At 57.7% G+C, this 26,603-nt stretch carries 21 protein-coding genes; 19 read left to right on the top strand and 2 right to left on the bottom strand.

Features of this window, described 5'->3' with window-relative positions:
• Position 1 precedes the first annotated feature (1 nt).
• The 14 genes from ACR0AI_RS13740 (at position 2) to ACR0AI_RS13675 (ending at position 17,062) form a co-directional block, all read left to right on the top strand.
• Entirely contained in the window at positions 2-418 is a 417-nt protein-coding gene (locus ACR0AI_RS13740) for a RidA family protein (protein WP_170473868.1), read from the top strand.
• A 4-nt stretch (positions 419-422) separates the two neighbouring features.
• Positions 423-1,097 carry a DUF1028 domain-containing protein gene (locus tag ACR0AI_RS13735; protein WP_480674790.1) on the top strand — a complete coding sequence of 225 codons (675 nt, stop codon included), beginning with the start codon at positions 423-425 and terminating at the stop codon, positions 1,095-1,097.
• A 24-nt stretch (positions 1,098-1,121) separates the two neighbouring features.
• Complete coding sequence (locus ACR0AI_RS13730) at positions 1,122-2,231, top strand: Rieske 2Fe-2S domain-containing protein (protein ID WP_170768233.1); 1,110 nt, start codon at positions 1,122-1,124, stop codon at positions 2,229-2,231.
• A gap of 54 nt (positions 2,232-2,285) precedes the next feature.
• Positions 2,286-3,221: a LysR family transcriptional regulator gene (locus tag ACR0AI_RS13725; RefSeq protein WP_170556001.1), complete on the top strand. Its 936-nt coding sequence runs from the start codon at positions 2,286-2,288 to the stop codon at positions 3,219-3,221.
• A complete protein-coding gene (argE, locus tag ACR0AI_RS13720; protein ID WP_480674788.1) occupies positions 3,218-4,363 on the top strand; it encodes an acetylornithine deacetylase in 1,146 nt (381 codons plus the stop codon). The genes ACR0AI_RS13725 and argE overlap by 4 nt, the downstream gene beginning before the upstream one ends.
• Positions 4,364-4,975: 612 nt before the next feature.
• Positions 4,976-7,399, top strand: a complete 2,424-nt coding sequence (locus ACR0AI_RS13715; RefSeq protein WP_480674786.1) for a DUF3141 domain-containing protein — start codon at positions 4,976-4,978, stop codon at positions 7,397-7,399.
• A 153-nt stretch (positions 7,400-7,552) separates the two neighbouring features.
• A complete protein-coding gene (locus ACR0AI_RS13710) occupies positions 7,553-8,914 on the top strand; it encodes a V-type ATP synthase subunit B (protein ID WP_170641218.1) in 1,362 nt (453 codons plus the stop codon).
• On the top strand, positions 8,892-9,497 hold the full coding sequence (locus ACR0AI_RS13705) for a V-type ATP synthase subunit D (protein ID WP_480674783.1): 606 nt from the start codon (positions 8,892-8,894) through the stop codon (positions 9,495-9,497). Before ACR0AI_RS13710 ends, ACR0AI_RS13705 begins: the two co-directional genes overlap by 23 nt.
• A complete protein-coding gene (locus ACR0AI_RS13700; protein ID WP_480674781.1) occupies positions 9,494-11,290 on the top strand; it encodes a V-type ATP synthase subunit I in 1,797 nt (598 codons plus the stop codon). Before ACR0AI_RS13705 ends, ACR0AI_RS13700 begins: the two co-directional genes overlap by 4 nt.
• Complete coding sequence (locus tag ACR0AI_RS13695) at positions 11,287-11,730, top strand: ATP synthase subunit C (RefSeq protein WP_170324458.1); 444 nt, start codon at positions 11,287-11,289, stop codon at positions 11,728-11,730. Before ACR0AI_RS13700 ends, ACR0AI_RS13695 begins: the two co-directional genes overlap by 4 nt.
• Entirely contained in the window at positions 11,730-12,407 is a 678-nt protein-coding gene (locus ACR0AI_RS13690) for a hypothetical protein (RefSeq protein WP_170702247.1), read from the top strand. Before ACR0AI_RS13695 ends, ACR0AI_RS13690 begins: the two co-directional genes overlap by 1 nt.
• Position 12,408: 1 nt before the next feature.
• Positions 12,409-13,101 (top strand): hypothetical protein, encoded by a 693-nt coding sequence (locus tag ACR0AI_RS13685; protein WP_480674779.1) that lies wholly within the window; start codon positions 12,409-12,411, stop codon positions 13,099-13,101.
• Positions 13,098-14,939, top strand: coding sequence for a V-type ATP synthase subunit A (locus tag ACR0AI_RS13680; RefSeq protein ID WP_480674777.1), 1,842 nt, complete (start codon positions 13,098-13,100; stop codon positions 14,937-14,939). The genes ACR0AI_RS13685 and ACR0AI_RS13680 overlap by 4 nt, the downstream gene beginning before the upstream one ends.
• Positions 14,940-15,319: 380 nt before the next feature.
• Complete coding sequence (locus tag ACR0AI_RS13675; RefSeq protein ID WP_480674775.1) at positions 15,320-17,062, top strand: sugar phosphorylase; 1,743 nt, start codon at positions 15,320-15,322, stop codon at positions 17,060-17,062.
• Here the strand turns inward: ACR0AI_RS13675 and ACR0AI_RS13670 are convergent.
• Complete coding sequence (locus tag ACR0AI_RS13670) at positions 17,040-18,275, bottom strand: glycosyltransferase family protein (RefSeq protein WP_480674773.1); 1,236 nt, start codon at positions 18,273-18,275, stop codon at positions 17,040-17,042. The two genes, ACR0AI_RS13675 and ACR0AI_RS13670, sit on opposite strands and share 23 nt — an antisense overlap.
• Positions 18,276-18,293: 18 nt before the next feature.
• The gene (locus ACR0AI_RS13665) at positions 18,294-19,070 is read right to left on the bottom strand and encodes an HAD-IIB family hydrolase (protein ID WP_480674771.1); all 777 of its coding nucleotides are present in this window, start codon (positions 19,068-19,070) and stop codon (positions 18,294-18,296) included.
• Positions 19,071-19,333: 263 nt separating this feature from the next.
• Here ACR0AI_RS13665 and ACR0AI_RS13660 point away from each other — a divergent pair, with 263 nt between their 5' ends.
• From ACR0AI_RS13660 to ACR0AI_RS13640, 5 genes are all read left to right on the top strand, one after another.
• Positions 19,334-20,233, top strand: coding sequence for a LysR substrate-binding domain-containing protein (locus tag ACR0AI_RS13660; RefSeq protein ID WP_480674769.1), 900 nt, complete (start codon positions 19,334-19,336; stop codon positions 20,231-20,233).
• A gap of 93 nt (positions 20,234-20,326) precedes the next feature.
• The gene (locus tag ACR0AI_RS13655) at positions 20,327-22,378 is read left to right on the top strand and encodes an ABC transporter substrate-binding protein (protein ID WP_480674767.1); all 2,052 of its coding nucleotides are present in this window, start codon (positions 20,327-20,329) and stop codon (positions 22,376-22,378) included.
• A gap of 89 nt (positions 22,379-22,467) precedes the next feature.
• Entirely contained in the window at positions 22,468-23,460 is a 993-nt protein-coding gene (locus ACR0AI_RS13650) for an ABC transporter permease (protein WP_480555242.1), read from the top strand.
• 1 nt (position 23,461) lies between these two features.
• The gene (locus ACR0AI_RS13645; RefSeq protein ID WP_480674765.1) at positions 23,462-24,625 is read left to right on the top strand and encodes an ABC transporter permease; all 1,164 of its coding nucleotides are present in this window, start codon (positions 23,462-23,464) and stop codon (positions 24,623-24,625) included.
• Positions 24,625-26,559, top strand: a complete 1,935-nt coding sequence (locus ACR0AI_RS13640) for an ABC transporter ATP-binding protein (protein WP_480674763.1) — start codon at positions 24,625-24,627, stop codon at positions 26,557-26,559. The genes ACR0AI_RS13645 and ACR0AI_RS13640 overlap by 1 nt, the downstream gene beginning before the upstream one ends.
• Positions 26,560-26,603: the final 44 nt, after the last annotated feature.

The raw sequence follows: 26,603 nt of genomic DNA, 5'->3' as shown, positions 1-26,603 counted from the left end.
TATGGCTCACACCCGCATCCGCCCTTTCAATACCGGCGATACCTACCCCGAACAGTCGCTCGATAATGACCTGTGCCAAGCCGTCGTCACACGCGGCGGGAGTACTGTCTGGATGCGCGGGCAGTGCCCGCAGAACCTAGACGATGCCAAGAACATCGACAGCCACGACCCGGCAGAGCAGACCCACAAGGTGATGCAGAACATCAAGCAATTGATCGAAGAAGCAGGCGGCGAAATGGAGCATCTCGTCAAGGTGGTCGTATATATCACCGATGTCCGCCACCGTGAGGCTGTGTATCGGACCATGGGCGAATACATCAAAGGCGTGCATCCTGTTTCGACCGGGCTTGTGGTGCAGGCTCTGGCACGGCCCGAATGGCTGGTGGAGATTGACGCCACCGCCGTGATCCCGGACTAGCCCCGTGACTTTCTCTCTTGTGGCCCGCTGCGCACAGACCGGCATGTTTGGCATGGCGATCTCGTCTTCTTCTCCGGCGGTAGCAGCTCGTTGCGCCTATGCCCGTGCAGGCGTTGGCGCGGTGGCGAGCCAGAATGTCACCGATCCGAGCCTTGGCCCAAAGACGCTCGATCTGATGGAACAGGGCGCCTCGGCTGAGGTGGCGGTGAGCCAAATCACTGGTGAGGCCGCGCACATCGCGTACAGGCAGCTTCTGGCAATTGACGGAATCGGAACCACAGCCATCCACTCCGGCCAAAACGTGCTGGGCAACTGGAACGAGGCGCAGGGCAGGGATGTTGCATCGGGGGGCAATCTTCTGGCCCATGACGGTGTGCCCGCTGCCATCGTGTCCGCATTCGAAGATGCGACAGGTCACTTGGGTGACCGGCTGATTGCTGCACTGCGCGCTGGGCTTGTTGCCGGGGGCGAGGCCGGGCCCGTGCATTCCGCGGGTCTGATGTTGGTCGACAAAGTCAGCTGGCCCGTGGCCGACCTGCGCTGCGACTGGACCGAGGATTGCCCCATTGAAGCGGTTGCAACCGCCTGGGACGTCTACAAACCACAACTGGACGATTACGTGCGCCGCGCACTCGATCCCTCCGCCGCGCCCTCCTATGGCGTGCCAGGGGACGCGTAAGACATAACAACAAGGGAGGCCGGGATGACCCATTTGCGAACGAAACTTCAAGACTTGGCCGCCTTGCCCGCGGATCGCCCGATGGGTATGCCCGGCGCGTTCTATACCTCACAGGAGCAATTCGACCACGAGGCGCAGACTGTGCTGCGCAGCGGGTGGCACTGTTTGGGTCGGGTCGACGAAATCCCGGAACCCGGTGATTTCTTTACCGTCCAGCTTCTGAATGAACCCTTGCTCGTCGTGCGCGGCGATGAGGGTGAAATCCGTGCCCTTGCGAATGTGTGTCGGCATCGCGGAATGCCACTGGCAGAAGGAAGCGGTAATACAAAGCGGTTTGTTTGCTCGTATCACGCTTGGGCCTATGGGCGCGACGGTGCCTTGCTACGTGCGCCGCGAATGGAGAATGCGGGCTTTGACCCTAAATCCTGCAGGCTGCCGGAACACCAGGTGCAGCTTTGGAACGGGTTTATTTACGTGAATCTGACGCCGAACGCCCCGCCGTTTGAACATCCCGAGCTTGATGCCATGCTGGCGCCCTATGAGACTGAGGATTTCCGCCTTGTGCATGTGGCTGAAGAGAACTGGCAGACCAACTGGAAATGCCTGGTCGAGAACTTCATGGAAGGCTACCACCTGAGTGTGGTCCATCCGCAAACCCTTCACGGCTACACCCCGTCGGGGCTGTCTCGCAAGCTGGTCAGCGGGGATGGCTACACCTCCTACGCTGCCAATTACCCTGATAATATCACGCCGCGCGGAGACGGCGCAGCGGGCCTGAGCGAGGCAGAACGAAAACGGTCGTCCCTCTTTGCGAAGTTTCCCACGCAGGTGGCCAGCCAAGCCGCCAGCCTGCTCGTATCGTTGTCTATTTTCCCGATCAACGCGAACCTGATCCGCGTCAAATGGACGATGTCCGTCTATCGCGATAACCTCGATCACGACACGATCCAGGGGCGAATCGCGCTCTGGGAAGAGGTCAACCGCGAGGATCGCGAAAAGCTTGAGCGCATGCAGGTCGCGCTGCATTCTGCCCACGCGATCGAAGGGCCGCTGGCAGGGGATGACTATGAAGGCACGATCCGCGATTTCCAAACATGGCTGGCCCAACAGGATAGTGCCCCTGATCTGGCCTGAGACTATGCGAGTCGCTAAGACCTCTGACAACATCTCTAAAATAGGAGCGTCTGCGTGCCGCGTCTGACCCTCCGGCAGTTGGAGTACCTCGTTGCGGTTGGCGAAACAGGCAGTATAGCGCGGGCCGCAGACCGGTTGAACGTCTCGTCGCCGTCGATCTCATCTGCCATCACCCAGCTTGAAGAAGAGTTGGCGATTTCGCTGTTTGTGCGGCAACACGCGCAGGGCCTGTCACTGACACAAGGTGGGCAAAGGGTGCTTGAAAAAGCCCGCCAGGTCCTGAACGACGCGAGAGAGATCGCAAACATTGCCGCCGATATTTCAGGTACGGCGCGCGGCCCTCTCGCAGTGGGCTGCCTGTTGACCTTCGCGCAACTTGTCTTACCGCGCTTGCGGCGCGGGTTTGAAACCGGATTTCCAGATGTCAGGATCGCCCAGAAAGAACTGAACCAGGCAGAAATATTCAATGCGTTGCAACGGTCCGAGATCGACATTGCACTGACCTATGACATGGATATTCCAACCGACCTGAATTTCATCGGGTTGGTGCGCCTGAACCCATTTGCTTTGTTGCATGCTGGGCACGAGCTAGCGACGCGGACATCCGTATCGATTGATGACCTGGCGGACCTGCCAATGATCCTTCTCGATTTGCCGATCAGTACCGACTACTTCCTGTCGCTGTTTACCGCATCTTCGCGCCAGCCTCGTATCGTGGAGCTGACGCGAGACATGGCCGTGATGCGTTCGATGGTTGGGAACGCCTTTGGCTATTCCATCGCCAATGTGCGCCCACAAAGCAATACATCACCGGACGGCAACCCGCTTGTTTGCGTGCCGATTACAGGACCGGTTCGGTCCTTGAGAATGGGCCTTTTGACCACCCACGGTGCGGAAAAGTCGCGTACGGTGTCTGCGTTCATAGACTATGCGCAGGCTCAAGCCCGCGCGGGCGCCTTCCGCGCAATCGGAGGAGAAGCGCTTTCATGAGTGTCTCGCTAGAGGTTCTGGAGCGGCTGGTCGCCTTTGAAACCGTCAGCGCACGATCCAACCTCGATATGATCGCCTATATCGAAGACTTTCTGCGCAATCGCGGCTTTCGGGTGCAGCGCATCACAGATCCTGACGAACCTAAGGCAGGGCTTTTTGCAGAAATCGGGCCATCTGTTGAAGGCGGGCTGTTGCTCTCTGCGCATTCTGACGTGGTGCCGGTTGAGGGGCAGGATTGGAGCGTAAGCCCCTTCAAACTCACCCGTCAGGGCGACCGGTTGTTCGGACGTGGAACGACCGACATGAAAGGCTTTTTGGCTGAGATGCTGGCCCTCGCCGATTCCGTGCACGGTCGGGAGCTGAAAACGCCCCTAAAGCTCTTGGTGTCTTACGACGAAGAGATCGGCTGCGTCGGGATTTCACGCATGAAAAAGCAGCTATCTTCTTTGTTGGGACGTCCCAGACTGGCCATTGTGGGCGAGCCGACCGAGATGCAGGTCGCCATTGGTCACAAAGGCAAGCGTGCCTACCGCGCTGACATCAGAGGAGAGGCCGGACACTCCGCGCTCGCACCGCTGTTTGTGAACGCGCTCCACGTTGCTGTCGATTTCGTCGGAGAATTGCGCCAGATGCAACAGAAGGTCCAACAAACCGGGATCCGCAACGACGCCTACGATGTTCCTTATACGACCTTCCATGTTGGCCAGCTGTCCGGCGGCACAGCGCTCAACCTTGTGCCCGACAAGGCGACGCTTGCGTTTGAGTTCCGGCATCTGGCGGAAGATGACCCCGACGAGATCGAAGCCGAGCTTCAGCAGGCAGCAGACGCGGTTTTGGCCAAGTTTCCGCCGGCTGCCCAAATCTCGCTCCGGTTGCTGGCGGGATACCCGGGGCTGTCAGTCGCCAGCTCTGAACCGGTGGTCTCACTGGTCAAATCCTCTGGCGGCGGCGACACAACCCACGTTGCATTCGGAACTGAGGCTGGCGTTCTGTCAGACCTCGGCATCGCGACAGTGGTGTGCGGCCCAGGGTCTATGGCGGAACAAGGCCACAAGCCTGATGAGTACGTTTCCGAGGAACAATTGGTTGCTTGTTCCCTCATGCTCGGAAAAGTCGCGAATGAGGTGTTGTTTGGCCTCTAGGGCAGATGTGTTTTTTGTGAGGTCAGTTGCGAAGCTTCCGACAATTGACGCCCACATTTGATGCGTATGAATGCCGTCTGCTCCGGTAGGGGCGGTCCTGGATTGGCGTATTGTGGTCAGCTTTAAGCGTTGTCCATTCTAATGGATCGGTCGCGTGTCGTCAGAGATTGTTGCGGAGTCTAATGTGCCACAACCTTGCTACAGAACGACTTTGACGCAGCGTTGGCGAGGTAGTCTGACCATTCAAATGTTTCGAATCGATTGAGAAGTGGTATGCTGCACTGCAGAAATCGAGGCGCCACGATGTTCCACCTGAATAGGTCAAAAGCTGTCGTCATCGGAGTAGCGAGCGATCGGTCGATCGCGTGGGGTTATGCACGCGCGCTGCAGTCGCAAAGCGAAGATGTCGTCAGGCCTTCTGAAAACCCGCGTCGTCACCGGGATAGCCAATTTTGGTGCGCTGCAGCAAAGCATGCACCCACACATCACTTCGCGACCATCGAAGATGTCGACCTGTGCATCGTTTCTTGCAAGCAGCGAGGCGTTCAATTTGACCGGGGGCATACTCCCCATCGACGGTAAAAACAACATCGTCCGAGGAAGGATAGATCAATGGCTCGGAATTCATTCGCGAATGAAAAGGCATCGACCCTTGCAACGGGTGAAAACATAACGGCCGTGAACAGCAAATTGTTTGACGCGATTTCCAACGTGCTCGATCAATCTGGTGTTCAGTATGAAATTTTGTCTCGAGCCGCCACCATTCAGGCACAGAAAATAACTGAACACCATTCGGATCGGGTTCTGAACCTGACAAGCGATCTGCGAGATCTTGCGGTGCAATTCACGCAGACGAAATCTGTTGGCTCGGCTTGGGCGGACTACGTCAAGGATGCTGGTCAGCGCGTCGCCTTGACGATGGACGCCTTGCGTGAGCGTGGTGATGTTTTCATCGAACATGAAGCGGCCGGTTGCCCGCCAGTGCTTGCTTATGACTACGAAGTGATCGTTGACGGGGCGGAACTCGACCGGCCCTGCAACTATCAGCTATTGCGCATTGTCCCCCCGCAAGGGATTGAGGTAGACGATCACAAACGCCCCTACATCATCATCGACCCGCGTGCTGGGCACGGAGGAGGTATTGGTGGTTTCAAGTCCGACAGCCAAGTCGGTGTTGCGCTGGCCAAGGGCCATCCGGTCTATTTTGTGAGCTTCGGCCGTGATCCGGTTGAAGGTCAGACACTAGCCGACGTCATGCATGCCGAGGCTGGATTTGTTCGCACTGTCAGCGCGCGTCACCCCAAAAGCCCGCAACCTGTTGTGACAGGAAACTGCCAAGGCGGTTGGGCGACATTGCTGATGGCGGCCTGCAACCCTGATCTGACCGGGCCTTTGGTGCTCAACGGAGCGCCGGTTGCACCTTGGTCGGGTGAGGTTGGTGAAAACCCCATGCGCTACAATGGTGGTATGCTTGGCGGTACCTGGCAGCCGATGTTCTGGTCGGATTTGGGGAATGGCAAGTTCGACGGCGCCAATCTGGTGATGAATTTCGAGCAGCTAAACCCCAGCCGAAACTACTATGGAAAATATTTCGATCTGTATCGCGATCCCGAAGGTGGCCGGCAACGCTTTGTCGATTTTGAGCGCTGGTGGGGTGGGTTCTTTCTTCTGAACGAGGCCGAAATTCGGTGGATTGTAGAACAGCTGTTCGTTGGAAACCGGCTGGTCAAGAATACCGCACAACTGGAGCCTGGAATTCCCGTTGATCTCAAGGCGATCAAAGCGCCGATTTTTGTCTTTGCAAGCCATGGTGACAATATCACGCCGCCTCAACAGGCGTTAAACTGGATTGCCGAGACTTATGCCGACGAAGAAGAGATACGGGTACGCGGCCAGCGCATAATCTACATGCTTCATGAAGAAGTGGGGCATCTGGGCATCTTTGTTTCCTCCAAGGTCGCGCGCAAAGAGCACGCAGGCCTGGCCTCTACACTTGAGACGGTCGAGGCAATGGCGCCCGGTCTCTATGAGATGGTCATTGATAGCATCGAAGGGGACGGGGTCGATAAATCCTTCGAAGTTCGTTTCGTCGAACGCTCGCTGTCGGATGTCGCGGCATTGGATGACGGTCGGCAGGATGAAACCAGCTTTGCCGCAGTGGCGCAAATGTCCGAAGTGCAAGCAGGGGCTTATGAAACCTTCGGTCGCCCGGCGGTGCAAGCCCTGTCGTCACCGGTGATGGCTCAAGCTTTGCGCGATGCACATCCATTGCGTGTACAGCGCGCTGCAATGTCTTCGAGCACAGTTTTGGGGAAAGGAATCGAAACTCTGGCGCAGAATGCCAGAGCGCAGCGCGCCCCTGCCGATGCTGAAAATCCTTTTCTGAAATGGGAGAAACTCACCGGTGAATGGATTGAGCAGTCGATGGATTTTGGCCGAGATTTGCGCGACGCCTGGTATGAGGCGTCGTTCTACGCAATTTGGGGCGGGCCGTTTGCCTCTTGGTTCGGGCAAAGGAATGCAGCTCGCCGTACCCTGCCGGATCCGGCGACTTTGCGCGATCTGCCCGAGGTCGGCGCGGTGCTTGCTCATATGCGGCAAGGGGGTCTACCCGAGGCGGTCATTCGTATACTGGTTCTATTGGCTGACAGTCACAAAGGCTTTCGTGCCGAGATTTTGCACCGTTGGGCGCACATCTTTCACCACGAAGCGCCGTTCAAGTCCCTTTCGGTCACCAACCGTCAACGTATTCTGCATGAGCAATCTCTGATCGCCACTTTCGATCCGAAGGGCGCGGTCGAAACGTTGCCTTATCTATTGCCGGACAAAGCGCGGCGCACTGAAGCCGTCGATCTCGTCAAACATATCATAGGTGAAGTCCGAACACCCTCTAAAGAACTGGAAGAGATGGCCAATCTGCTTGTGCGGGTTTTGGACTACAGTGGGGATGCTGGAACTGAGGCAAAGCCAGCGTCAGAGTTGTCACCAGCTCGACCCAGAAAGCGAAGAGTAAAGACAAAATCCAGTCTGAATTAAAACGATTTCATTGCTTTAGGCTGGAAACGTCTATTAACTTGGCGGCAACCAGATTTGCCAGATCAATATAAATCCCTCCGGCGCTGATGCTTTGGTGGGCAGCACGAAGGTGGAAAGAATTTAAACTCTTAAACATGCGACTTAGGGTAGGCGATGTCTCAGAGTCTTTTGAAGTATACACGTGTATTGGAAATTGTCGGAGACACGATCAAGGTTCGTGTGCCGGTTGACGATGGTGGCGCGCCGGCTGTTCGGTTCAATGATCTGGCGGTGATCGAAACGATCGATGGGCATAAAACGCTGGCCCAAGCGATCTTTATCGACCGGGATGTGGTGACACTGCAGGTGTTCTCGGGCACCAAGGGCATCTCGACCGAGGCGACGGCGACCTTCCTGGGTCACCCGATGCAGACGCCGTATTCCGCCAATATTCTGGGACGCGTTTTTGACGGAGCGGGAGAGCCGATAGACGGCGGCCCTGACCTGTCGGCCGAACCGCGGATCGAGATAGGCGGGCCAACTGTGAACCCGGCCGAGCGGGCCGTGCCCAACAAGATGATCCGCACCGACGTGCCAATGATCGACGTGTTCAATACGCTGGTCGAAAGTCAGAAGATCCCGATCTTTTCGGTCTCGGGCGAACCGTTCAACGCCTTCCTCAGCCGCATCGGGATACAGGCGGACGCGGATATCGTGGTCTTCGGCGGGTTGGGGTTGATCTTCGATGACTATCACACGTTTCGGACTTCGTTCGAGGATGCAGGGGTGTTCTCGCGCACTGTGATGTTTGTCAATCAGGCCATGGACCCTCTGGTGGAACGCCTTCTGGTACCAGACATGGTGCTGGCCGTGGCCGAGAAATTCGCGGTGGAAGAGGGTAAGCGCGTTCTCGTTTTGCTGACCGACATGACTGCTTATGCAGACGCGATGAAAGAGGTGGGCATCAGTCAGGAACGCGTCCCCTCGCAGCGTGGCTATATGGGTGATCTCTATTCGCAGCTAGCGCGGCGCTACGAGAAAGCCTGTGACTATGCCAAAGGGGGCTCGGTGACTGTTTTGACCGTCACGACGATGCCCGGCAACGATGTGACCCACCCTGTGCCGGACAACACGGGCTACATCACCGAGGGGCAGTTCTACCTGCATTCGGGCGTGATTGACCCATTCGGCAGTCTTTCGCGCCTAAAGCAGAACGTCATAGGCAAAACCACACGTGAGGATCACGGGCAGATCATGAACACGATGATCCGCTTCTATTCGGAAAGCCGGGATGCGGCGCAGAAACAGGCGATGGCCTTTGATCTGTCGGACTACGATCATCAACTGCTTAAATTCGGTGCGCTGTTCCGAAAACGGTTCATGGATATCAATGTCTCGATCCCGTTGGAGGACGCGCTGGATCTGGGTTGGAAAACACTGGCCGAATGTTTTGCGCCTGAACAATTGCTGATGAAGCAAGCTCTGATCGACAAGTATTTCCCAAAGGATGGTGATGGCGCGGTTGCAGCTGAATAAGTCGTCGCTCGCCCGCGAGCAGACACAGCTGAAAAGCTACGAGCGGTTCCTGCCGTCGCTGGACCTGAAGCGCCAGCAATTGATGGCCGAACGCGCCAAAGCACGCGACGACGTAAAGCGTCTCGAAGACGAAGTGAGCGATCTGGCGCAACAGGTCGGCGCGAAGCTGCCCATGCTGGCGCAGAAGGGTATTGATCTGGACGGGTTGGTCGAGCTGAAAGACTACAAGGTCAAGGAGGTGAATGTCGTGGGCGTCAAGATGCCCGCCCTTGACCGGATCGAGGTTTCGGTGCGGCCGTACTCACGGCTGGCCAAGCCCCATTGGGTCGACGCCGCCGCGCAATTGCTGCACGACATGATTGAGGCGCGTCTGCGGGTCAAAGTGGCGGAAGAGCGGGTGAAGATATTCGACAAGGCCGTCGCCACGATCACGCAGCGGGTCAATCTGTTCGAAAAGGTTCTGATCCCGCGCGCCAAGGCCAATATCAAGAAGATCCGCATCTATCTGAGTGATGAGCAGATGCAGGCCGTCGTGCGCTCGAAGATCTCCAAGCGCAAACATGCGCAGGAGGCCGTATCATGAGTGTTGCACGGCTCAAAAAGCTGTCTTTGGTGGGACGGGCGGCGCAGAAGATCGAAACGCTTGAGGCGCTGCAGGCGCTTGGTTGTATGCATGTGCTGCCCCTGGCCCCTCCGCCAGCTGAGCCGGAGAAGGTCAACGAACGGGGCGCGCATGAAGCATACAAGGCACTGCGTTTTCTAACTGATGTCCCCGAGCCTCGCAGGCAAATACAACGCGATCCTGAGTTCCAGATGGATCAGTTCGTCAAAGACGTGCTGGACCTGATGCAGCGTACGCGTGACATGTCAGACCGAAGGGATTTTCTGGCCCATCGGATTGCTCAGGTACAGCCTTGGGGGGATTTGGATTTCCCGCCCGACGATGTGCTAGCGGGCAACCGGTTGTGGTTCTACCAACTGCCCCTAAAGCATCGGGACGCGTTGGAGAATCTGGCGCTTCCTTGGGCCATTCTCGAACAGGATCACCGCTTCCTCTATGCCGTCCTGATTGCACCGGACGAACCGGCCGATGACATCCTGCCGGTTCCACGCACGCATACCGGGTCTTTGCCGATTCACGAGTTGGAAGCACAGCTGGAAGAGGCAGAGATCGCGATCGAAGCGCTTGAGGCGGAACGGGTTGCGCAGTCCCGCTACTTGACGCTGATGCGGCGCAACCTGTCCGTAGCGGAAAGTGCGGCAGAGCTAGCCCACGCCACCCAGAAGGTCCGCGACGAAGAGGCGATGTTTGCCTTGCAGGGCTGGGTGCCAGAAGATCGGATTGATGCGGTTCTGGAGATGGCGGGGGCGAAAGATGCCGCCGTTCTGATCGAAGACCCGGGCGCCGATGACACCCCGCCCACATTGCTGGAGCAGCCGGAACAGCGCAGCGCTGCTGTGGACTTGGCGCTGTTTTACCAAGTGCCGGGCTACAAGGACTGGGACCCGAGCGTGATCGTCGCTGCCTCTTTCGCGTTCTTCTTTGCGATGATCGTGGCAGATGCAGGATATGGGGCCGTCATTCTGCTGGGCCTGTTGTTGTTCTGGAAGCGTTTGGGCGGGACAGTCAGCCAACAATCCTGGAGGCGCTACGGCGTCATCGTTTCGGCGGCGACAGTCATTTATGGCGTGCTGGTTGGCAGCTATTTCGGGGTCGCGCCGCCCGATGGGTCCCTTCTGGCAAAGGCCAAATTGCTGGACCTGAATAATTTCGGCTCAATGATGATGATCTCGATTGTTGTCGGTGTCTTGCATCTTGTGCTGGCCAACGCTTTAGCCGCGCGTGCGGCATGGGGGCAGCGCAAAGCTGTTGCCAATCTTGGTTGGATCGCGGCGCTGATCGGCGGGTTCGTCTTGTGGCTCAGCTACATGAAAGGCCAATCAGCAGCGCCGGGCGCGATGATATTGGGCGCGGGTCTTTTGGCGATCCTGCTGTTTACCAGCGAGAGGCAGATCAAAAAACCAATCGACTGGCTCTGGCGACTTATTGACGGTGTGCAGGGTCTTGCCGGGGCCATGGGCGCATTCGGAGATGTCCTCAGCTACATGCGCCTGTTTGCGCTTGGCTTGGCTTCGGCCTCGCTTGCGATCACATTCAACGATCTGGCGGTCTCGGTGATCCACGCGCTGAAGGGGCCCGGCATTTTGTTCGGCCTGCTGATCCTGATCATTGGCCATATCTTGAACTTCGCGCTCGCCATGATGAGCGGCGTCGTCCACGGGTTACGTCTCAATTACATCGAATTCTTTAAATGGGGTCTGCCGGACGAAGGCATTGTCTTTCGTCCGTTCGCCCGTAAGGAGGTTCAGGAATGAATGAGCTTGTTCTGACATTGGGTTGGCTGGGCATCTATGCCCCTATGGCGCTGGGCGCGGCGGCCAGTGCGATTGGCTGTTCGATTGCGGGCATGGCCAGTATTGGTGCGATGACCGAGACCGAGGGCGGCTATGGCCGGTTCGTCGGTGTCTCGGCTTTTCCGTCAACGATGGTGATCTACGGGATCGTCATCATGTTCACGCTCAACCGCGACGTGACGCCGGAAAACGCGGGTGGGCTGTTCGGGATCGGCATCCTGTCAGGCATCGCGCTTATGTATTGCGGAATCTGGCAGGGTCGGGCCTGTGCCGCCGCGATTAATGCGACCAAAGAAAAGCCTGAGATTTTCGGCCTGTCCTTGGCTCCGGCGGCTATTATCGAGGGCTTTGGCGTCTTCGCCTTCGTCTTCGCCCTCGTTATCAGCGCGGGGATCAGTTGATGGCACAGGATGGCATGATCTCGCACGGCGTCGACGCGCTGATCGACAAACTGCGCAATGACGGGGTGGCTGCGGGGCAGGCGGATGCCGAAAAGCTGAGGGCGGATGCAAAGGCCGAGGCGGCCAAGATTCTGGCGGACGCCAAGCGCGAGGCGGATGCCTACCAGAAAAAAGCCCGCAGCGACTCCGACAGCTATCGCGCGGCAGGCGAAGAGGCGTTGAACACCGCCATGCGGGACGCAGTTCTGACCATGAAAGCGGGCCTGACGGATCGGTTTCGAGAGGATGTGGCGCGCCTCGTCACCAAGGAAATGGCAGACCCAGACCTGCTGAAACAGATGATCCTGGAGGTTGTCGGGCGCGCGGCTGAGGGCGCCAACCTCGAGGGCAAGGTTCAGGTCATCCTGCCCGCAAAGGTCGCCACGCAAGAGGATATCAAGCAAAACGCCGATGACATCCAGTCCGGAAAGCTGACGAAATACGTGCTTGGCCTGACTGCCGAGATGCTGCGCGAACAGGTTGAATTGCATGCTGCGGACGATGCGCAGGACGGTATCCGAGTACGGGCCGAAGATCAGGGCGTTGTTCTGGACCTAACCGACAAAGCCGTGGCTTCGTTGCTGATGCAGCATCTGCAGCCTCGTTTCCGCGCCGTGCTGGAAGGGGTGATCCGGTAACATGCCGGACCCCGACGCCTATATCGCTTTGATCAGCAGCCTGCCGGGCTCGGAACGGTTGTTCGTCGCAAAGCAGCCGCCCTTGTCGCGCCTCCGCCTTGAGCGGCGTTTGACGGCGCTGACATCCGAGGACACGCGCGTTTTGAAGGCGTTGGAGCATGCTCTGAACTGGAGCGGCTATGACATGGACGTGACGGATGCTCAGGCCATGAAGCGATGCAAAGAAGCACTGGAGGATACGCCGCAACCAACTCTGCGGAAGATCCTTGTGGAACGCATGGATCTGCGCACCGTCGTTGCCGCGCTTCGCCTGCGTAAGCAAGGCGGTGGTGCCCCGTCAGGGGTGTTCGGCATGGGCCGTTGGAGCCGGCACATCCCCGAGAATTGGGGCGATCCGCATTTCCGTCTTGAAGGCGCGATGCCATGGATCAAGGACGCGAAACAGCTATTGGATGCCGAAGATCCATTGGGCCTTGAACGGTTGCTCTTATCGGTCAGTCACAAGCAACTGAAACGACACGCATCTCGTCACTACTTCGATTTCGAAGCGGTGGCGATCTATGTGCTGAAATGGAATATTTTCGACCGCTGGGCGCAAAGCAACGCGCAGGACGCGGCCAAGAGATTTGAGCATCTGGCGCAACAGGCCATGGCCGATGTTGCCGATATCGATTTTGAGGGAGCATACGCATGACCGCCCCAACCCCCGCCACGCAGACCGCCACCGCCCGCGTCGTTTCGGTGCAAGAGGGGCTGGTGCAGATCCAAGCGAACGCCGATGCCTCGGGCCAGCCCGGACAGCTGGTCAAGAACGAGGTGGTCTTCATCCTGCCCACGCGCCCCGGCCCAGGCGGCAGGCAAGAGCGGCTAAAGGCCGAAGTGTTGCGCGTACGCGGTGATATAGCGGATGTTCAAGTCTATGAGAGCACCGACGGTGTCGCCGTCGGCGATCCGGTAGAACAATCGGGCCAGTTGCTGTCAGTCGAACTCGGGCCGGGCTTGTTGGGGCAGGTGTTTGATGGCCTGCAATCGCCGCTGCCCAAGGTGGCCAGCGAGTTTGGAACATTCCTGCCGCGCGGGGCAGACGTTGCCCCGCTCGACGATCAGGCAAAATGGTCATTCACGCCGTCGGTCAAGGTCGGTGATACGGTCACAGCAGGCGACAGTATTGGCACGGTGCCCGAAGGCCACTTCAGCCACAAGATCATGTTGCCCTTCAATTGGACAGGCGACTACAAGGTCGTTTGGGTCCAGAAGGGCGCGGCCACGATCCACGACATCGTTGCCCGGCTAGAGGATGAGCAGGGTGGTGAACACACACTCACCCTGTCGCAGAAATGGCCAGTACGGCGCCCCTTGCCAGAGAGCATCCTCAAACGCGCCCTGTCCGAACGCCTCTATCCGACCGAGCCGGTTCTGACCTCGCAGCGCCTGATTGATACGTTCTTCCCGATCGCCCGAGGCGGAACGGCCTGCATTCCCGGCCCTTTTGGGGCAGGTAAGACGGTGCTGCAAAACCTGATCGCGCGGAATGCCAAGGTAGATATCGTCATCGTCGTGGCCTGTGGTGAACGCGCCGGTGAGGTGGTCGAGACGATCCACGAATTCCCCAAGATGACCGACCCGACCACCGGCGGCAGCCTGATGGATCGCACGATCATCATCTGTAACACGTCCTCAATGCCGGTAGCCGCGCGCGAGGCCTCAATCTTCACCGGCATCACGCTGGGCGAGTATTACCGCCAGATGGGTTATGACGTCTTGCTGATTGCCGACAGCACCAGCCGTTGGGCGCAAGCGATGCGTGAAACCTCCGGCAAACTGGAAGAAATTCCGGGCGAGGAGGGGTTTCCGGCCTATCTGGAAAGCTCGATCAAGGGTTTGTACGAACGCGCGGGCGCGTTGAAAACCAATGATGACGATCTGGGCAGCCTGACTTTGATCGGGACGGTGTCACCCGCTGGAGGCAACTTTGATGAACCGGTCACGCAGTCCACTCTGTCTACCGTGAAATGTTTCCTCGGCTTGTCCTCGGAGCGGGCCTATAAGCGGTTCTATCCGGCCGTTGACCCGATGCTCAGTTGGTCGCGCTACACGGATCAGCTTTCCGACTGGTATGACAAGAACGCGGAACCCGGTTGGACGGGTAAGGTTAGGGACCTGCTGGCCTTGATCGAAAAAGGTGAGCAGGTCGACCAAATGATGCAGGTCACCGGCGAAGAGGGCGTCACTATCGAGGACTTTGTCACCCAACAAAAAGCGCTGTTTGTGGATATGGTCTACCTTCAGCAGGATGCCTTTGATCAGGTGGATGCAACCGTGCCGTTGGAGCGGCAAAAAATGACCTTCAAACTGGTCTACGATGTCACCCAGTCCACAGCCGATTTCGCAGACAAAGCCGAAGTACGGCAGGTGTTTACGCAACTCACCGGTTTGATGAAAAACTTCCACTACGCAGCCGAAAACACGCCGGAATTCAAATCAATCTGGCAACAGATCACCGATCTTTGTCATGAAAAATTCGGCATCTGACAAGTGGCTGGCCATTGAGGACAGAACGCAGACTTGTGAGGACGATGCATGTTAGGTTTCTGGTCGGGCGAGTCATCGTTCCCAGAGCTGTTGCAAACTTTTGACAGCCCAAAGTGTCTTGGCTAGCCGGAGCACGACTTTCGAAGTCTTCGCGTTGAGAACCAATCCAAGATTCCGTCAAGAGTAATCGATATCCGAAGGATGCTATGCGCGATGGCCACATCGCAAGCGCGTTATTTTTTCTTTGAAATCGACCAATTTACAGGCAGATGGATCGATAAACCTAGGGATGGTGCGCAGCTGGAATTGGACTTGTTTGACAGATCTACTGCTCTGGCGAACAATTGGCATTTGACGAAGCCGAGCCAAGCACAACGACCATGAGCCAGAATTTCTCCCGGCGACTGACGGATCTTCTGATCCGTATCTACCCGGACCATGACCATGCAGAATTATCCGAGCAGATTGTGCAAGCGTTCTGGCCGCCAGGGCACCACCAAAGAAAGCAGGGGCGAAAGCCCGGCAATGGTCTTTGGTCGGAGCGAGACAGTGTTCTGATCACTTACGGCAATTCCATCGAAGATCAGGTTCATAAACCACTAGACCTGTTGCACGATTTTCTTGTGCGTCATCTGCAGGGGGTCGTGAACGGCGTGCATATCCTGCCATTCTTTCCCTTCACATCCGACGATGGATTTGCGGTTTCGGATTACTACAGCGTCAGCGCGCAATTGGGGGATTGGCCGGACATTACGCGTATCGCGGGTGATTTCCACCTGATGTCGGATCTTGTACTCAACCACGTGTCCAGTCAGGGGCTATGGTTCAACAACTACCTGCAGGGAAAGCCGCCGCATGACAGGTTCTTCTTCGAGGCTAAGCCTGAAGATGATCTGCAGCCGGTGGTACGGCCCAGAACCACCCCGCTTTTGCGTCAGGTTGAAACGAGCCGTGGCGACCGTCACGTCTGGTGTACGTTCAGCCACGATCAGATTGATCTGGATTTCCGCAATCCTGAGGTTTTGATCGAAATGCTTCGGATCATCCGACTGCATATCGACAAGGGCGTGCGCATCCTGCGGCTGGATGCCGTGGCCTTCATTTGGAAAGAGGTGGGTACGACGTCGATCCACCTTCCTCAGACGCACGCGATCGTGCAGCTGCTCCGGCTTCTTTGCGACTTCACGACAGAGACGGTCGTCCTGCTGACTGAAACCAATGTTCCGCGAACCGAAAACTTAAGCTATTTCGGCAATCGTAACGAGGCGCATGCTGTCTACAATTTTCCCCTGCCTCCGTTGATCCTGCACGCTATGCAGTCTGGCACGGCACGGTATTTGCGTGACTGGCAGGCGGCCATGCCTCCGGCACAATTGGGGTGCGCCTATCTGAATTTCACCGCCAGCCATGATGGTATCGGGATGCGGCCCGCAGAAGGGTTGCTGCCACCCGAAGAAAAGACGCGGATGATCGACACCGTGCGAAGGCTGGGCGGGCTGGTTTCCATGCGCGCCTTACCAGATGGTCGCGAAGAACCTTATGAATTGAACTGCGCCTTTTTCGAGGCCATGCGCGCGACCTTTGACGGTGAAGACCATTTTCACCTGGCGCGTTTTATCTGTTCGCAGACCATTGTGATGTCACTTGAGGGTATTCCCGCATTCTACATCCATTCTCTTCTAGCCACCCCAAACGACCATGAGGCGGTGGAACGTCGCGGGATGAACAGGGCGATCAACCGGCATCGCTGGCACTATCCGGACCTTTTGTCAAAGCTCGCCGACCCCGGATCGGATCAATCCCGAGTGTTGTCGGAAATGTCGCGCCGTTTGCGCATTCGCGCGCAGCAATCGGCGTTCCACCCGAATGCGACGCAGTTTACCCTACGGCTCGACGAAAGGGTTTTCGGCATCTGGCGGCAGAGTCTGGATCGAAGCCAATCCATTTTTGCCTTGCACAACGTGTCTGCGGATCACGTGCAGATCAACCCGACAGAGGTAAACCTGATTGCAGAAGAAACATGGATGGACGCCCTGACCGGCGAGGTCTTTGGTGCCAACATGTCCGAATTCTCACTGGCGCCTTATCAGTGTCGCTGGATCACGAACGCCCCTGCGGTGTGAACTCATCCAGATCCAGCGCGACCGCTTCGCTCAGGTGGTGCAGGAACTCGGCATCTGCGGCATGGACCCGGTTCCATGTCGGGATAAACGGCGTCTCATGGGGGTTCTCCAAAAAGACCCGACCGGCGCGGATGATGTTTTCGGCAAAGAGCTCGATCGACTTTTCCTCGGTGTGGCGGTCAAGTGCCAAGCCGTTCATCTTTGCGTCGGTATAGTAACCCTCGAGCAAATCCAGAGCCGAGCGATAATAGGTCGCCTTGAGGGTCCGGAATGTGTTTGTGGTGAATACGGTACCATCTGCGGCCAGTTTACGGAAAATGGCCTTGCATATGTCGGTCGACATCCGGCTCAGCCCTGTGTTGGCATCTTCGGGTGACAGCTTCTGATGCTTGTGATCGTAATTGTCGGCAATCTCGACCTGGCAGACGGATTTGGGCGCGAGGTTCCTCCAGGCTTCGGAAAGAACGCCGATTTCCAGCCCCCAGTCCGACGGGATGCGTAGATCGGGCAGGGTCGGTGTGCGAATGGCAAACTCGCCTGACAGCGGATACCGGAAGCTGCGTAGGTAATCGATATAGTCCCGATCTCCGATCACCTTCTTCAGCGCGATTAGTAGAGGGCTGACCAGCAGCCGCGTGACACGGCCGTTCAGGTTGCCATTGCCGATGCGCGGATAAAAACCCTTTGCCATCTGGAACGGGAAGGTTGGGTTGACCACGGGGTAGACCAGCCGATCCAGCATATCCCGTTTATAGGTCACGATATCGCAGTCATGGATCGCCATGACCGAGCTGTCGGCGCAGGCCAGCAGGTAGCCGATACAGGACCAGACGTTTTTGCCCTTGCCGGGTTCCTGTGGTGCAAGGCCAAGGTCGCGCAGCCGGTCTTCCAGTTGTAACATCCGGGGGCTGCTGTTCCAGATCACAACATGCTTTTGGGGCAAACGGTCGAAAAACGCTCTGGCGCGTTGGTATTGTTCTGCGTCGGCCTGATCGAGCCCGATGATGATGCGATGCAGGTAATTGACCTTTGACAGTTCGTCGATAATCCCAGTAAGGGCCGGACCTTCCAGTTCAGAGTAGAGACAAGGCAGGATCAGTGTCACCTTGCGCGTTTCGGCAAAGACCGAGATTTCGTGCACCAGGTGCTCGGCCGGACGGCTTCGCAGGTTGTGAAGCGTGGTGATGTTTCCGTTTTGATGGAAGTCTGCCATTTGGGCTGCCTGTCTTGGTTAACTGTCTTTGTGATCGGATGCGGTGAGGGTCAGAATGGCCTCGGCCCAGCCTTCGGGGCCTTCGCGTGTGGTTCTGAATATCCGCTGCTCGGCTTCGGGTGTCTGGAGCGGAATGGATGCGCCATGCCCGTTTGCGACAACCACACCGGCGTCGGCGGCAAGGATCATTTCCAGATCGTTCGGTGCGTCCCCAAGCGCGATGGTTCTTTCCGGTTTCAGCTGGCGGATCACGTCGGACATGGCATCCGCTTTGGTCTTTCCGAACGACAAAGTGAGAAATCGACCGCCTTGCCTGGCCTTAAGGCCGTACCGCCCGGCTTCGGAGATAAACCTGTCAAGATCCTCTGGCGCGCCATCCCACACGCCCGGTTCGCTGAAATGCCGATCCTGGGCTTTCTCTGCCTCTACGAGATCAAGGCCGGTCCTGTCGCTCACCTCCTGCACGCTCATATCTGCGAAGCCGCGAAAGCCGGGTGGGAGGTGTTGCAGGATATTCAGAATGTTCAGGTATTCGGATGGCCCGCCGGTTTCTGGGTGGCCGGGTGCCAGAATGCCAGCCCCATTTTCGACGATCGACGGCAGGTTTGAAAAGCCTATGGCTTGGCGCAAGCCAATAATCTCGGCAGCGGTTTTACTGCTGGCCAGCACGAGCCCCGCGCCAATGTCCCGAAGCCGCTTTAGCGCGGGTTGTGCGGCGTCCCAGCTATAGTCTTGATGGTTCAGCAGAGTACCATCGAGATCGGAGAAAACCAGAAGTGGCAGGCGTTGGAGCATGGCTTCTGACTAACATCCGAGATTGCGCGGCCACATCTCAAATCACAAGAAGATGCGAGTTTTTTGTTTAAAAAATCAGCATACAGGCGAGAACGATTAAGAATTAGGCAATTTAGACCGGTAAGTCCTGACTTAACCCGCTCCCATGCGCACTGGACGGGCGGGAAATGAAAACGGATAAAGCTAGGAAAGCGTATCCGGGCATTGAACTTTGTGTCTGTTCCGGATCACCTGCACGACAGCGCGAGCGAAGGAAACCGACCATGCCCAGCAATGTACAACCGAGCATCCGCCAGCTCAAAGCGCTTGAGGCGGTTGCCCGCACCGGCAGTTTCACGGCTGCGGCAGAAGAGTTGGGCGTCTCTCAACCCACGGTTTCCAACCTGATCGTCGCCTTGGAGCGGCAAACCGAGTGTCGCTTTTTGCGGCGGGGCAACAAGGGTATTGAAACCACCGAAGTGTTCGAAACACTGCGTCCACAGATCAAGGCTCTGCTGGCGTTGAAGTCCGAGGTCGATCTGGCGATTGGCGCGCGGAAAGACCTGAAGTCGGGCAGTTTTTGGGTGGGCTATTCAACCTATCAGATCGCCATGCCTCCTATTGCCCGATTTATCCAGACCCATCCGGGTGTCACCCTGAATGCGCGTGCAATGGCTAGCCTTGACCTGTTGCCCTTGCTGCGCACCGGTGATCTGGATGTCGCCTTTGTCACCGCGCTCGAACCGCTGGAGACGATGCATTGCCAAAAGGTCGCCTCGTTTCGGATCGGCATAGTGGCCCAAAACGAAGGTGCATTGCGAGACGTCGAAACCCTTAGTTGGGCGGATGTCGCGAAACTGAGACTAATACAGCGGGAGCCAAATGCCGGTACGCGTCAGATCTTCGAACGCGCAGCCTCAGAAGCTGGAATCGTGCCGGAAACCATTCTGGGCCTCGGCTCCTGGGGGTCGATCACCTCTCTGGTCAGGGCTGGCGTGGGCGAAGGGGTAGGCTTCGAATCGGAGTTGGTGGCCGCAGACAAGGATCTGAAATTCATCTCGATTAACGATCAAAAACTAAGCGCTCATCAGTTTTTGGTTTCGATGCCCGCGATGGCAGCGTCGGCCACTGTCCGGCAATTCTATGAAATTACTCAAGAAACTTTGGCGAGCGTTAACGAATAGGCGCGCCATAGTTTAAAGCTATAAACGATCACTCATTATTAAACTGTTACAATAGCCCCTTAACCGGGTCGTCGAACAAACCTGGAGGTTGTCATGACGATCCGTCATATCCTGATGTCCACTGCCGCGACGATGATTGCGGTTCCCGCGCTGGCAAATTGCCCGGTCGCCACCGTCGCTGATCCAATGGGGCTAGAGCCCGCGTTCCCGCAGCAGTTGGAACTGGCCGAGCTGCAATCGGCTGCATCCTGCACCCTGGAATTCTCGGAAAACCCTGCGATTGCCGACCTGAACGGCAAAATCCTTGGCAACGCCGACCTGGCCGCTGTCGCAGACCGTCTGCCGACCGAGCCTCTGGTCGTGATGCCCTATGACAGCATCGGCCAGTATGGCGGCGCGATCACCGGCATCTCGAAAGCGACCGAGTCGGGCACGTCGGACCTGCTGTCTGTGCGCCACGTGAACTTTGTGCGCTATGCGGATGACCTGCAGACGGTTGTGCCCAACGTCGCCAAGGCATGGGACTGGAACGAAGACAAAACCGTTCTGACGATCACGCTGCGCGAGGGCCACAAATGGTCGGACGGCGAACCCTTCACCGCCGAAGATGTTGCCTTCTGGTACAATGATCTGCTGCTGAACACCGACATTCTGGAAAAAACCCCGGATCGCTGGCTGTTTGCAGGCGAGCCGATCAATGTTGAGGCGGTTGACGACGTGACCGTCCGCATGACCTTCCCGGTGCCGACGCCGGGCATTCTGAATCGCTTTGCCGTCGACTACGGCCAGCCGTTCCAGCCCAAGCATTTCCTGGGCCAGTTCATGCCCAAATACAACGAAAACGCCGATGCGCTGGCGCAGGAATACGGTTTCGCTAACGGTGCCGAAGCGGTTGATTTCTACTATGGCGGCTCGGACTGGAAAGACGTTCCCTCGCCGCTGCTGAAAGACGCTGACAAAGCCGCTGCGATTGGCCGTGCGGTTGTGCCGACCCTGGAAAGCCACATCGTTGTCGAAGAGACCTCGGAAGGTCGCAAACTGGTGGCAAACCCCTATTTCCACCAAGTCGACACTGCGGGCAACCAGCTGCCCTATATCAACGAAATCGTTGAGAGCTATGTCAGCGACAAGGAAGTTCAGAACCTCAAGGTCATGAACGGAGAGGTTGTCTGGAAACAGCAGGCGATCTTCCTGGAAGACTTCCCGCTGCTGAAAGAGAACGAAGCCAAGGGCGGCTACACAATCCAGTTCGCACCGACTCTGGGTGAAAACGTGTTCTTCTCGTTCAACCGCACCCATAACGACGAGGTGCTGCGCGAAATCTTCAACGATGTGCGCTTCAACCGTGCCATGTCGCTGGCGATGAACCGCGATGAAATCAACGAGATCGTCTATCTGGGTCAGGGCACTCCGATGCAGGGTGTTCCGGCCGAGCCCAAGACGGTGTCGTTCATTTCGGACGACGTGCTGACCAAGGACATCGCCTATGACGTCGAAGGCGCCAAGGCCCTTCTGGCTGAAATGGGCCTGAGCGACAGTGACGGTGACGGCACGTTGGAGCGTCCGGACGGCAAGCCTTTGGTCATTCGCCTGGTCTATTCCTCGCAGGGTGTGCCGGTGAAAATGATGGAGCTGGTGCGGGATTACTGGACCGCCGTGGGCGTGCGCGTTGACCTGAAAGAGGTTACCTCGGACGAATACCGCGCCTCGGGCAACAACAACGATCTGGATCTGACGACCTGGAAATATGACGGCAATGCCGGCCCGACCATCTCGCAGGATACCACCGTTTTCGTGCCGCCCTTTGGCGACTTCTTCAACCCGGGCACCGGTGCCAAATGGGCCACATGGAAACAGACCGATGGGGCCGAAGGCGTTGAACCCCCAGCCGATATCCAAAAGCTGTGGGAGTTGAGCGAGCAGTTCATTCAGGCTGAGTTCGGCTCGGACACCAGCAATGAAATCGGTGCAGAAATCGTCAAGATCCACACGGACAACATGCTGAAGATCGGTACCGTCGGTGACATCGTTGCCCCCTTCCTGTGGCGCAACGACCTGCAGAACGTCAAACCCATCAAGTCGAAAACCTACGACTTCTACTGGACCTACCCCTACCGCCCCTCGCAGTGGTGGCTGGAACAGTAACCCCCATACGGGTTTGACATTTTCCTCCGGGGCGTTTGCAGCAGACGCCCCGGAGTTTGCAGCCCAAGCTGCAATTTCGGGACAGACGCATGCTCAGATTCACCGCCGAACGATTAGTAGGAATGGCCATCACGATGCTTCTGGTGTCGATGATGGTGTTCCTGATCATGGAAATCCCACCGGGAGATTACGCAGATCGCTACGCGTTCCGAAAATACTCGGGCACCGGGGTCAACGTGACCGAGGCCGATGTGCAAGCCATCCGTCAGGAACTGGGTTTGGACAAGCCGATGTTGCTTCGGTATTTCGACTGGATTGGCGGTATCGTTCTGCGCTGGGACTTCGGGCAGGCATTTGCCTTTGAAACCTCGGTCACCAAGGTGATCGGTGACAAGGTTTGGCTGACCGCAGGCATCCTGTTCGCGACGCTGATCCTGACCTATCTGATCTCGATCCCCGTTGGGATCTACGCGGCCGTGCGGCGCGGTTCGGCCATTGACTATGGTCTGACCATTTTCTCGTATCTGGGCCTCGCTCTGCCAAACTTTTTGCTGGCGCTGGTCATGCTGTATTTCGCCAACCGCTGGTTTGGGGCGGATATCGGCGGCTTGTTCTCGGCCCAGTATCAGGACGCCCCGTGGAGCGTGGCCAAGGTCTGGGACATGCTCAAACACCTGTGGTTGCCTGCGGTGGTTCTGGCCTGGTCGGCAGTGGCCTACCAAATCCAGACCGTGCGCGCGACCATGTCGGATGAGTTGAACAAGCTATCCGTCACCGCAGCCCGCGCGCGCGGTGTGCCCGAGCGGAAGCTGCTGATCAAATACCCGGCCCGGCTGGCAATCAACCCGGTCGTCTCTACCATCGGGTTTGACGTGAACCGGATCTTTTCCGAGCTGCCGATCGTGGCCGTGGTTCTGGGCCTGACCGAACTGGGTGAGCTGCTGCTGAAAGCGTATCTCGACCTCGACATGAACGTGGCGGGTGCGATCCTGCTGATGCTGACCTTTGCCATCGTGTTCATGAATTTCCTTTCCGATCTGCTGTTGGCGTGGCTTGACCCGCGCATCAAGCTGGGGGCGTGACATGACCGATATGACAGATCCCGAAATGACCCCGGCCCAGCGTCGGGCTGCAGAAAAAGAACGTCAGCAGTTGCTGAAATACTACTCGGCTTCGCAATGGACCCTGATCTGGTGGCGTTTCAAAAAGCACCGCGCCGCGATGTATGCCTCGATCGTGCTGGGGCTGATGGCGCTGGCCGGATTGTTTGCCGAATTTGTCGCCCCCTATGGCCCAGTCACGCGCGATACCTCCTATATCGAAGGACCGCCGCAAATCCCGCGCTTTTGCGATGACAACGGATGCTCGGTCGTGCCCTTTATCAACGGCACCAAGACCGAGCGTGATCCGGTGACCCTGCGGGCCGTGTCGGTGCCCGATCCCGAGGTGCGCAACTATCTGGGGCTGTTCGTAAAAGGCGAACCGGTCAAGGTTCTGGGCTTTATCCCAACCGACCGCCACCTGATCGGCTTGCAGAACCCGGACGCCAAGATTCATTTCTGGGGCACAGATGATCTGGGGCGGGATGTGTTCTCGCGCACCATCTATGCCACGCGGACGTCTCTTTCGATTGGTGTGATCGGGGTGCTGATCTCATTTGTACTGGCGCTGATCATCGGCGGGATTGCCGGGTATTTCAGCGGCCTCATCGACAACGTCATCCAGCGTGTGACCGAGGTGATCCGCGTTGTGCCCATCATCCCGCTTTACATGGGACTGGCGGCCGCCATGCCCAAGGAGTGGTCGACCACACAGGTCTATTTTGCGATGACACTGATCCTTGGCCTCTTTGGCTGGCCGACATTGGCGCGGCGTATCCGGTCGCAGCTTTTGTCGATCCGAAACGAAGACTATGTGGTTGCGGCCCGACTGGCCGGTGCGCGCCCCAAGCGCATCATCGGTCAGCACATGCTGCCCAGTTTCACCAGCTTCATCATCGTCGATCTGGTGATCTCTTTTCCCTATATGATCCTGTCGGAAACCGCTCTGTCCTTCGTTGGCCTGGGCCTGCGCCCGCCGTCGGTCTCGTGGGGTGTTCTGCTGCAACAGGCGCAATCGGTGCGCGCGATTGAGCAAACCCCATGGCTGTTCATTCCCGCCGTGTTCGTGGTGGTGGCCGTTCTGGCCTTCACCGTTATCGGCGACGGGTTGCGCGACGCGGCTGACCCTTATGCGGAGGCGAAGTGATGGCAAACATCCTGGACGTCAAAAACCTGACCCTGTCTTTCCGCACAGACGAAGGGCTGATCCAGCCGGTTCGCGATGTCTCATTCTCGCTTGAGAAGGGCAAGACGCTGGGCATCGTGGGCGAAAGTGGCTCGGGCAAATCCGTGTCGACCAAGGCGGTGATGCAGCTGCTGCCCGGCATTGCCAGCATCTATCAGCGGTCCGAGATCAACTACGTCATGAAGGACGGTAAATCCGTCGACCTGGCCAAGGTGCGCCCCCATGACCCACGCATGGGCGTGATCCGCGGCGGCGAGATCGGGATGATCTTTCAGGAGCCGATGGCCAGCTTTTCGCCGATCTACACTATCGGCAACCAGATCATGGAGGCGATCCAGCTGCATCGCGGTCTGAACAAACGCCAGGCGCGTGAGCTGGCGATTGAGATGCTGGACAAGGTCGGCATCACCAACCCCTCCGCCCGCGTGGATCAATTCCCGCACGAGATGTCGGGTGGCATGCGCCAGCGTGCCATGATCGCGCTGGCCCTTTCGGCGGGCCCGCAGCTGCTGATCGCAGATGAGCCGACAACCGCGCTGGACGTGACCATTCAGGCGCAGGTTCTGCAACTGATGCGTGATCTGCAGAGCGAGCTGGGCATGAGCATGATTTTCATCACCCACGATCTGGGTGTCGTGGCTCAGGTCGCGGACGACATTGCGGTGATGTACAAGGGTGAGATTGTTGAGCGCGGCACCGTGCGCGAGGTCATCAACAATCCGCAACAGGCCTATACCCAGCGCTTGCTGGACGCGGTTCCGCGGCTGGACAAGGTCGTCCCGCCCGCGCCGTTGAAGAAGAGCAAAAAGCTGATTGACGTCAACAATCTGGGCGTCGAATTCGAGGTGAGAAAGAAGAAGTTGTTCCGAACCGAGGTTGAAACGGTCCACGCGGTTAGTGACATCACTTTCGACATCTTAAAGGGCGAAACCGTGGGCCTCGTCGGCGAAAGCGGATCAGGCAAAACCACCGTTGGCCGCGCGATGCTGCGCGCCATTGATCCCAGCGAAGGCGAGGTGATCTTTCACCGCAAGAAAAAGGGCGATATCGACCTTGCCCACGCCTCCGAGGCTGAGCTGCGCGCGGTGCGCAGCAAGATCAACATGGCATTCCATGAAGGGCCGGTTCAGTTGCACAACCTCGGTGGCAACTTGCTACGCAGCTTCCGCCCGGAAATGGGCCTTGTCTTTCAGGACCCGTATTCCTCACTGAACCCGCGCATGACGGTGCGGGATATCATAGCCGAACCGCTTGTGGCCTCGGGTCTCATCACGGACCGGGACCAGATCGACGAACGGGTGCGCGAGATCGCGGCGCGTTGCAAGATCGACCTGGAGCATCTGCGGCGCTTCCCGCATGCGTTCTCCGGTGGGCAGCGGCAGCGGATCTGCATAGCGCGCGCGCTGGTTTCCAAGCCCAAGTTTGTTGTTTGCGACGAATGCGTCTCGGCGCTGGACGTGTCGATTCAGGCCGAGATCGTCGCGCTGTTGAAGGACGTACAGGCCGAACAGGGTGTCAGCTTCCTGTTCATCGCGCATGACCTGGCGGTGGTTGCGCAGATCTCGCACCGGGTGGCGGTGATGTATCGGGGGCGGTTCATGGAATATGGCCCGACCGACAAGATCTTTTTCAACCCGCAGCACCCTTACACCAAGGCGTTGCTGTCCGCCGTAGCGCATCCCGACCCCGACGCCGAATTCAAGCCGATCCGCTTTGAGGGGGACATGATCCATCCGGTTGCCTGGAATGGCCCGGACGGGGTGTCACTGCGCATCCCGGATCAGCCTTCGGACGAGTCGATCCAGCTGGTGGAAGTGGATGAGGGGCATTTCGTGGCCTGCCATCTGGATCAGCACGTGACCGCGGAAAGGATCAAGACACTGGAACCCGCTTAGCCGGTCGAAATGCCCTTGCGGGGGTCACTGGAAAACTGTAGTCA

The sequence above is a fragment of the Ruegeria sp. BG3 genome, assembly GCF_056538485.1.
Note: the sequence above shows the minus strand (reverse complement) of the source record. Positions and strands in the feature narration are given on the sequence as shown.

Excerpts from the sequence above, each read along its gene's own strand:
- ACR0AI_RS13740 (WP_170473868.1), top strand. The coding sequence starts at position 2 with ATGGCTCACACCCGCATCCGCCCTTTCAATACCGGCGATACCTACCCC.
- ACR0AI_RS13730 (WP_170768233.1), top strand. The coding sequence starts at position 1,122 with ATGACCCATTTGCGAACGAAACTTCAAGACTTGGCCGCCTTGCCCGCG.
- argE (WP_480674788.1), top strand. The coding sequence starts at position 3,218 with ATGAGTGTCTCGCTAGAGGTTCTGGAGCGGCTGGTCGCCTTTGAAACC.
- ACR0AI_RS13715 (WP_480674786.1), top strand. The coding sequence starts at position 4,976 with ATGGCTCGGAATTCATTCGCGAATGAAAAGGCATCGACCCTTGCAACG.
- ACR0AI_RS13710 (WP_170641218.1), top strand. The coding sequence starts at position 7,553 with ATGTCTCAGAGTCTTTTGAAGTATACACGTGTATTGGAAATTGTCGGA.
- ACR0AI_RS13705 (WP_480674783.1), top strand. The coding sequence starts at position 8,892 with ATGGCGCGGTTGCAGCTGAATAAGTCGTCGCTCGCCCGCGAGCAGACA.
- ACR0AI_RS13700 (WP_480674781.1), top strand. The coding sequence starts at position 9,494 with ATGAGTGTTGCACGGCTCAAAAAGCTGTCTTTGGTGGGACGGGCGGCG.
- ACR0AI_RS13695 (WP_170324458.1), top strand. The coding sequence starts at position 11,287 with ATGAATGAGCTTGTTCTGACATTGGGTTGGCTGGGCATCTATGCCCCT.
- ACR0AI_RS13690 (WP_170702247.1), top strand. The coding sequence starts at position 11,730 with ATGGCACAGGATGGCATGATCTCGCACGGCGTCGACGCGCTGATCGAC.
- ACR0AI_RS13685 (WP_480674779.1), top strand. The coding sequence starts at position 12,409 with ATGCCGGACCCCGACGCCTATATCGCTTTGATCAGCAGCCTGCCGGGC.
- ACR0AI_RS13680 (WP_480674777.1), top strand. The coding sequence starts at position 13,098 with ATGACCGCCCCAACCCCCGCCACGCAGACCGCCACCGCCCGCGTCGTT.
- ACR0AI_RS13675 (WP_480674775.1), top strand. The coding sequence starts at position 15,320 with ATGAGCCAGAATTTCTCCCGGCGACTGACGGATCTTCTGATCCGTATC.
- ACR0AI_RS13670 (WP_480674773.1), bottom strand. The coding sequence starts at position 18,275 with ATGGCAGACTTCCATCAAAACGGAAACATCACCACGCTTCACAACCTG.
- ACR0AI_RS13665 (WP_480674771.1), bottom strand. The coding sequence starts at position 19,070 with ATGCTCCAACGCCTGCCACTTCTGGTTTTCTCCGATCTCGATGGTACT.
- ACR0AI_RS13660 (WP_480674769.1), top strand. The coding sequence starts at position 19,334 with ATGCCCAGCAATGTACAACCGAGCATCCGCCAGCTCAAAGCGCTTGAG.
- ACR0AI_RS13655 (WP_480674767.1), top strand. The coding sequence starts at position 20,327 with ATGACGATCCGTCATATCCTGATGTCCACTGCCGCGACGATGATTGCG.
- ACR0AI_RS13650 (WP_480555242.1), top strand. The coding sequence starts at position 22,468 with ATGCTCAGATTCACCGCCGAACGATTAGTAGGAATGGCCATCACGATG.
- ACR0AI_RS13645 (WP_480674765.1), top strand. The coding sequence starts at position 23,462 with ATGACCGATATGACAGATCCCGAAATGACCCCGGCCCAGCGTCGGGCT.
- ACR0AI_RS13640 (WP_480674763.1), top strand. The coding sequence starts at position 24,625 with ATGGCAAACATCCTGGACGTCAAAAACCTGACCCTGTCTTTCCGCACA.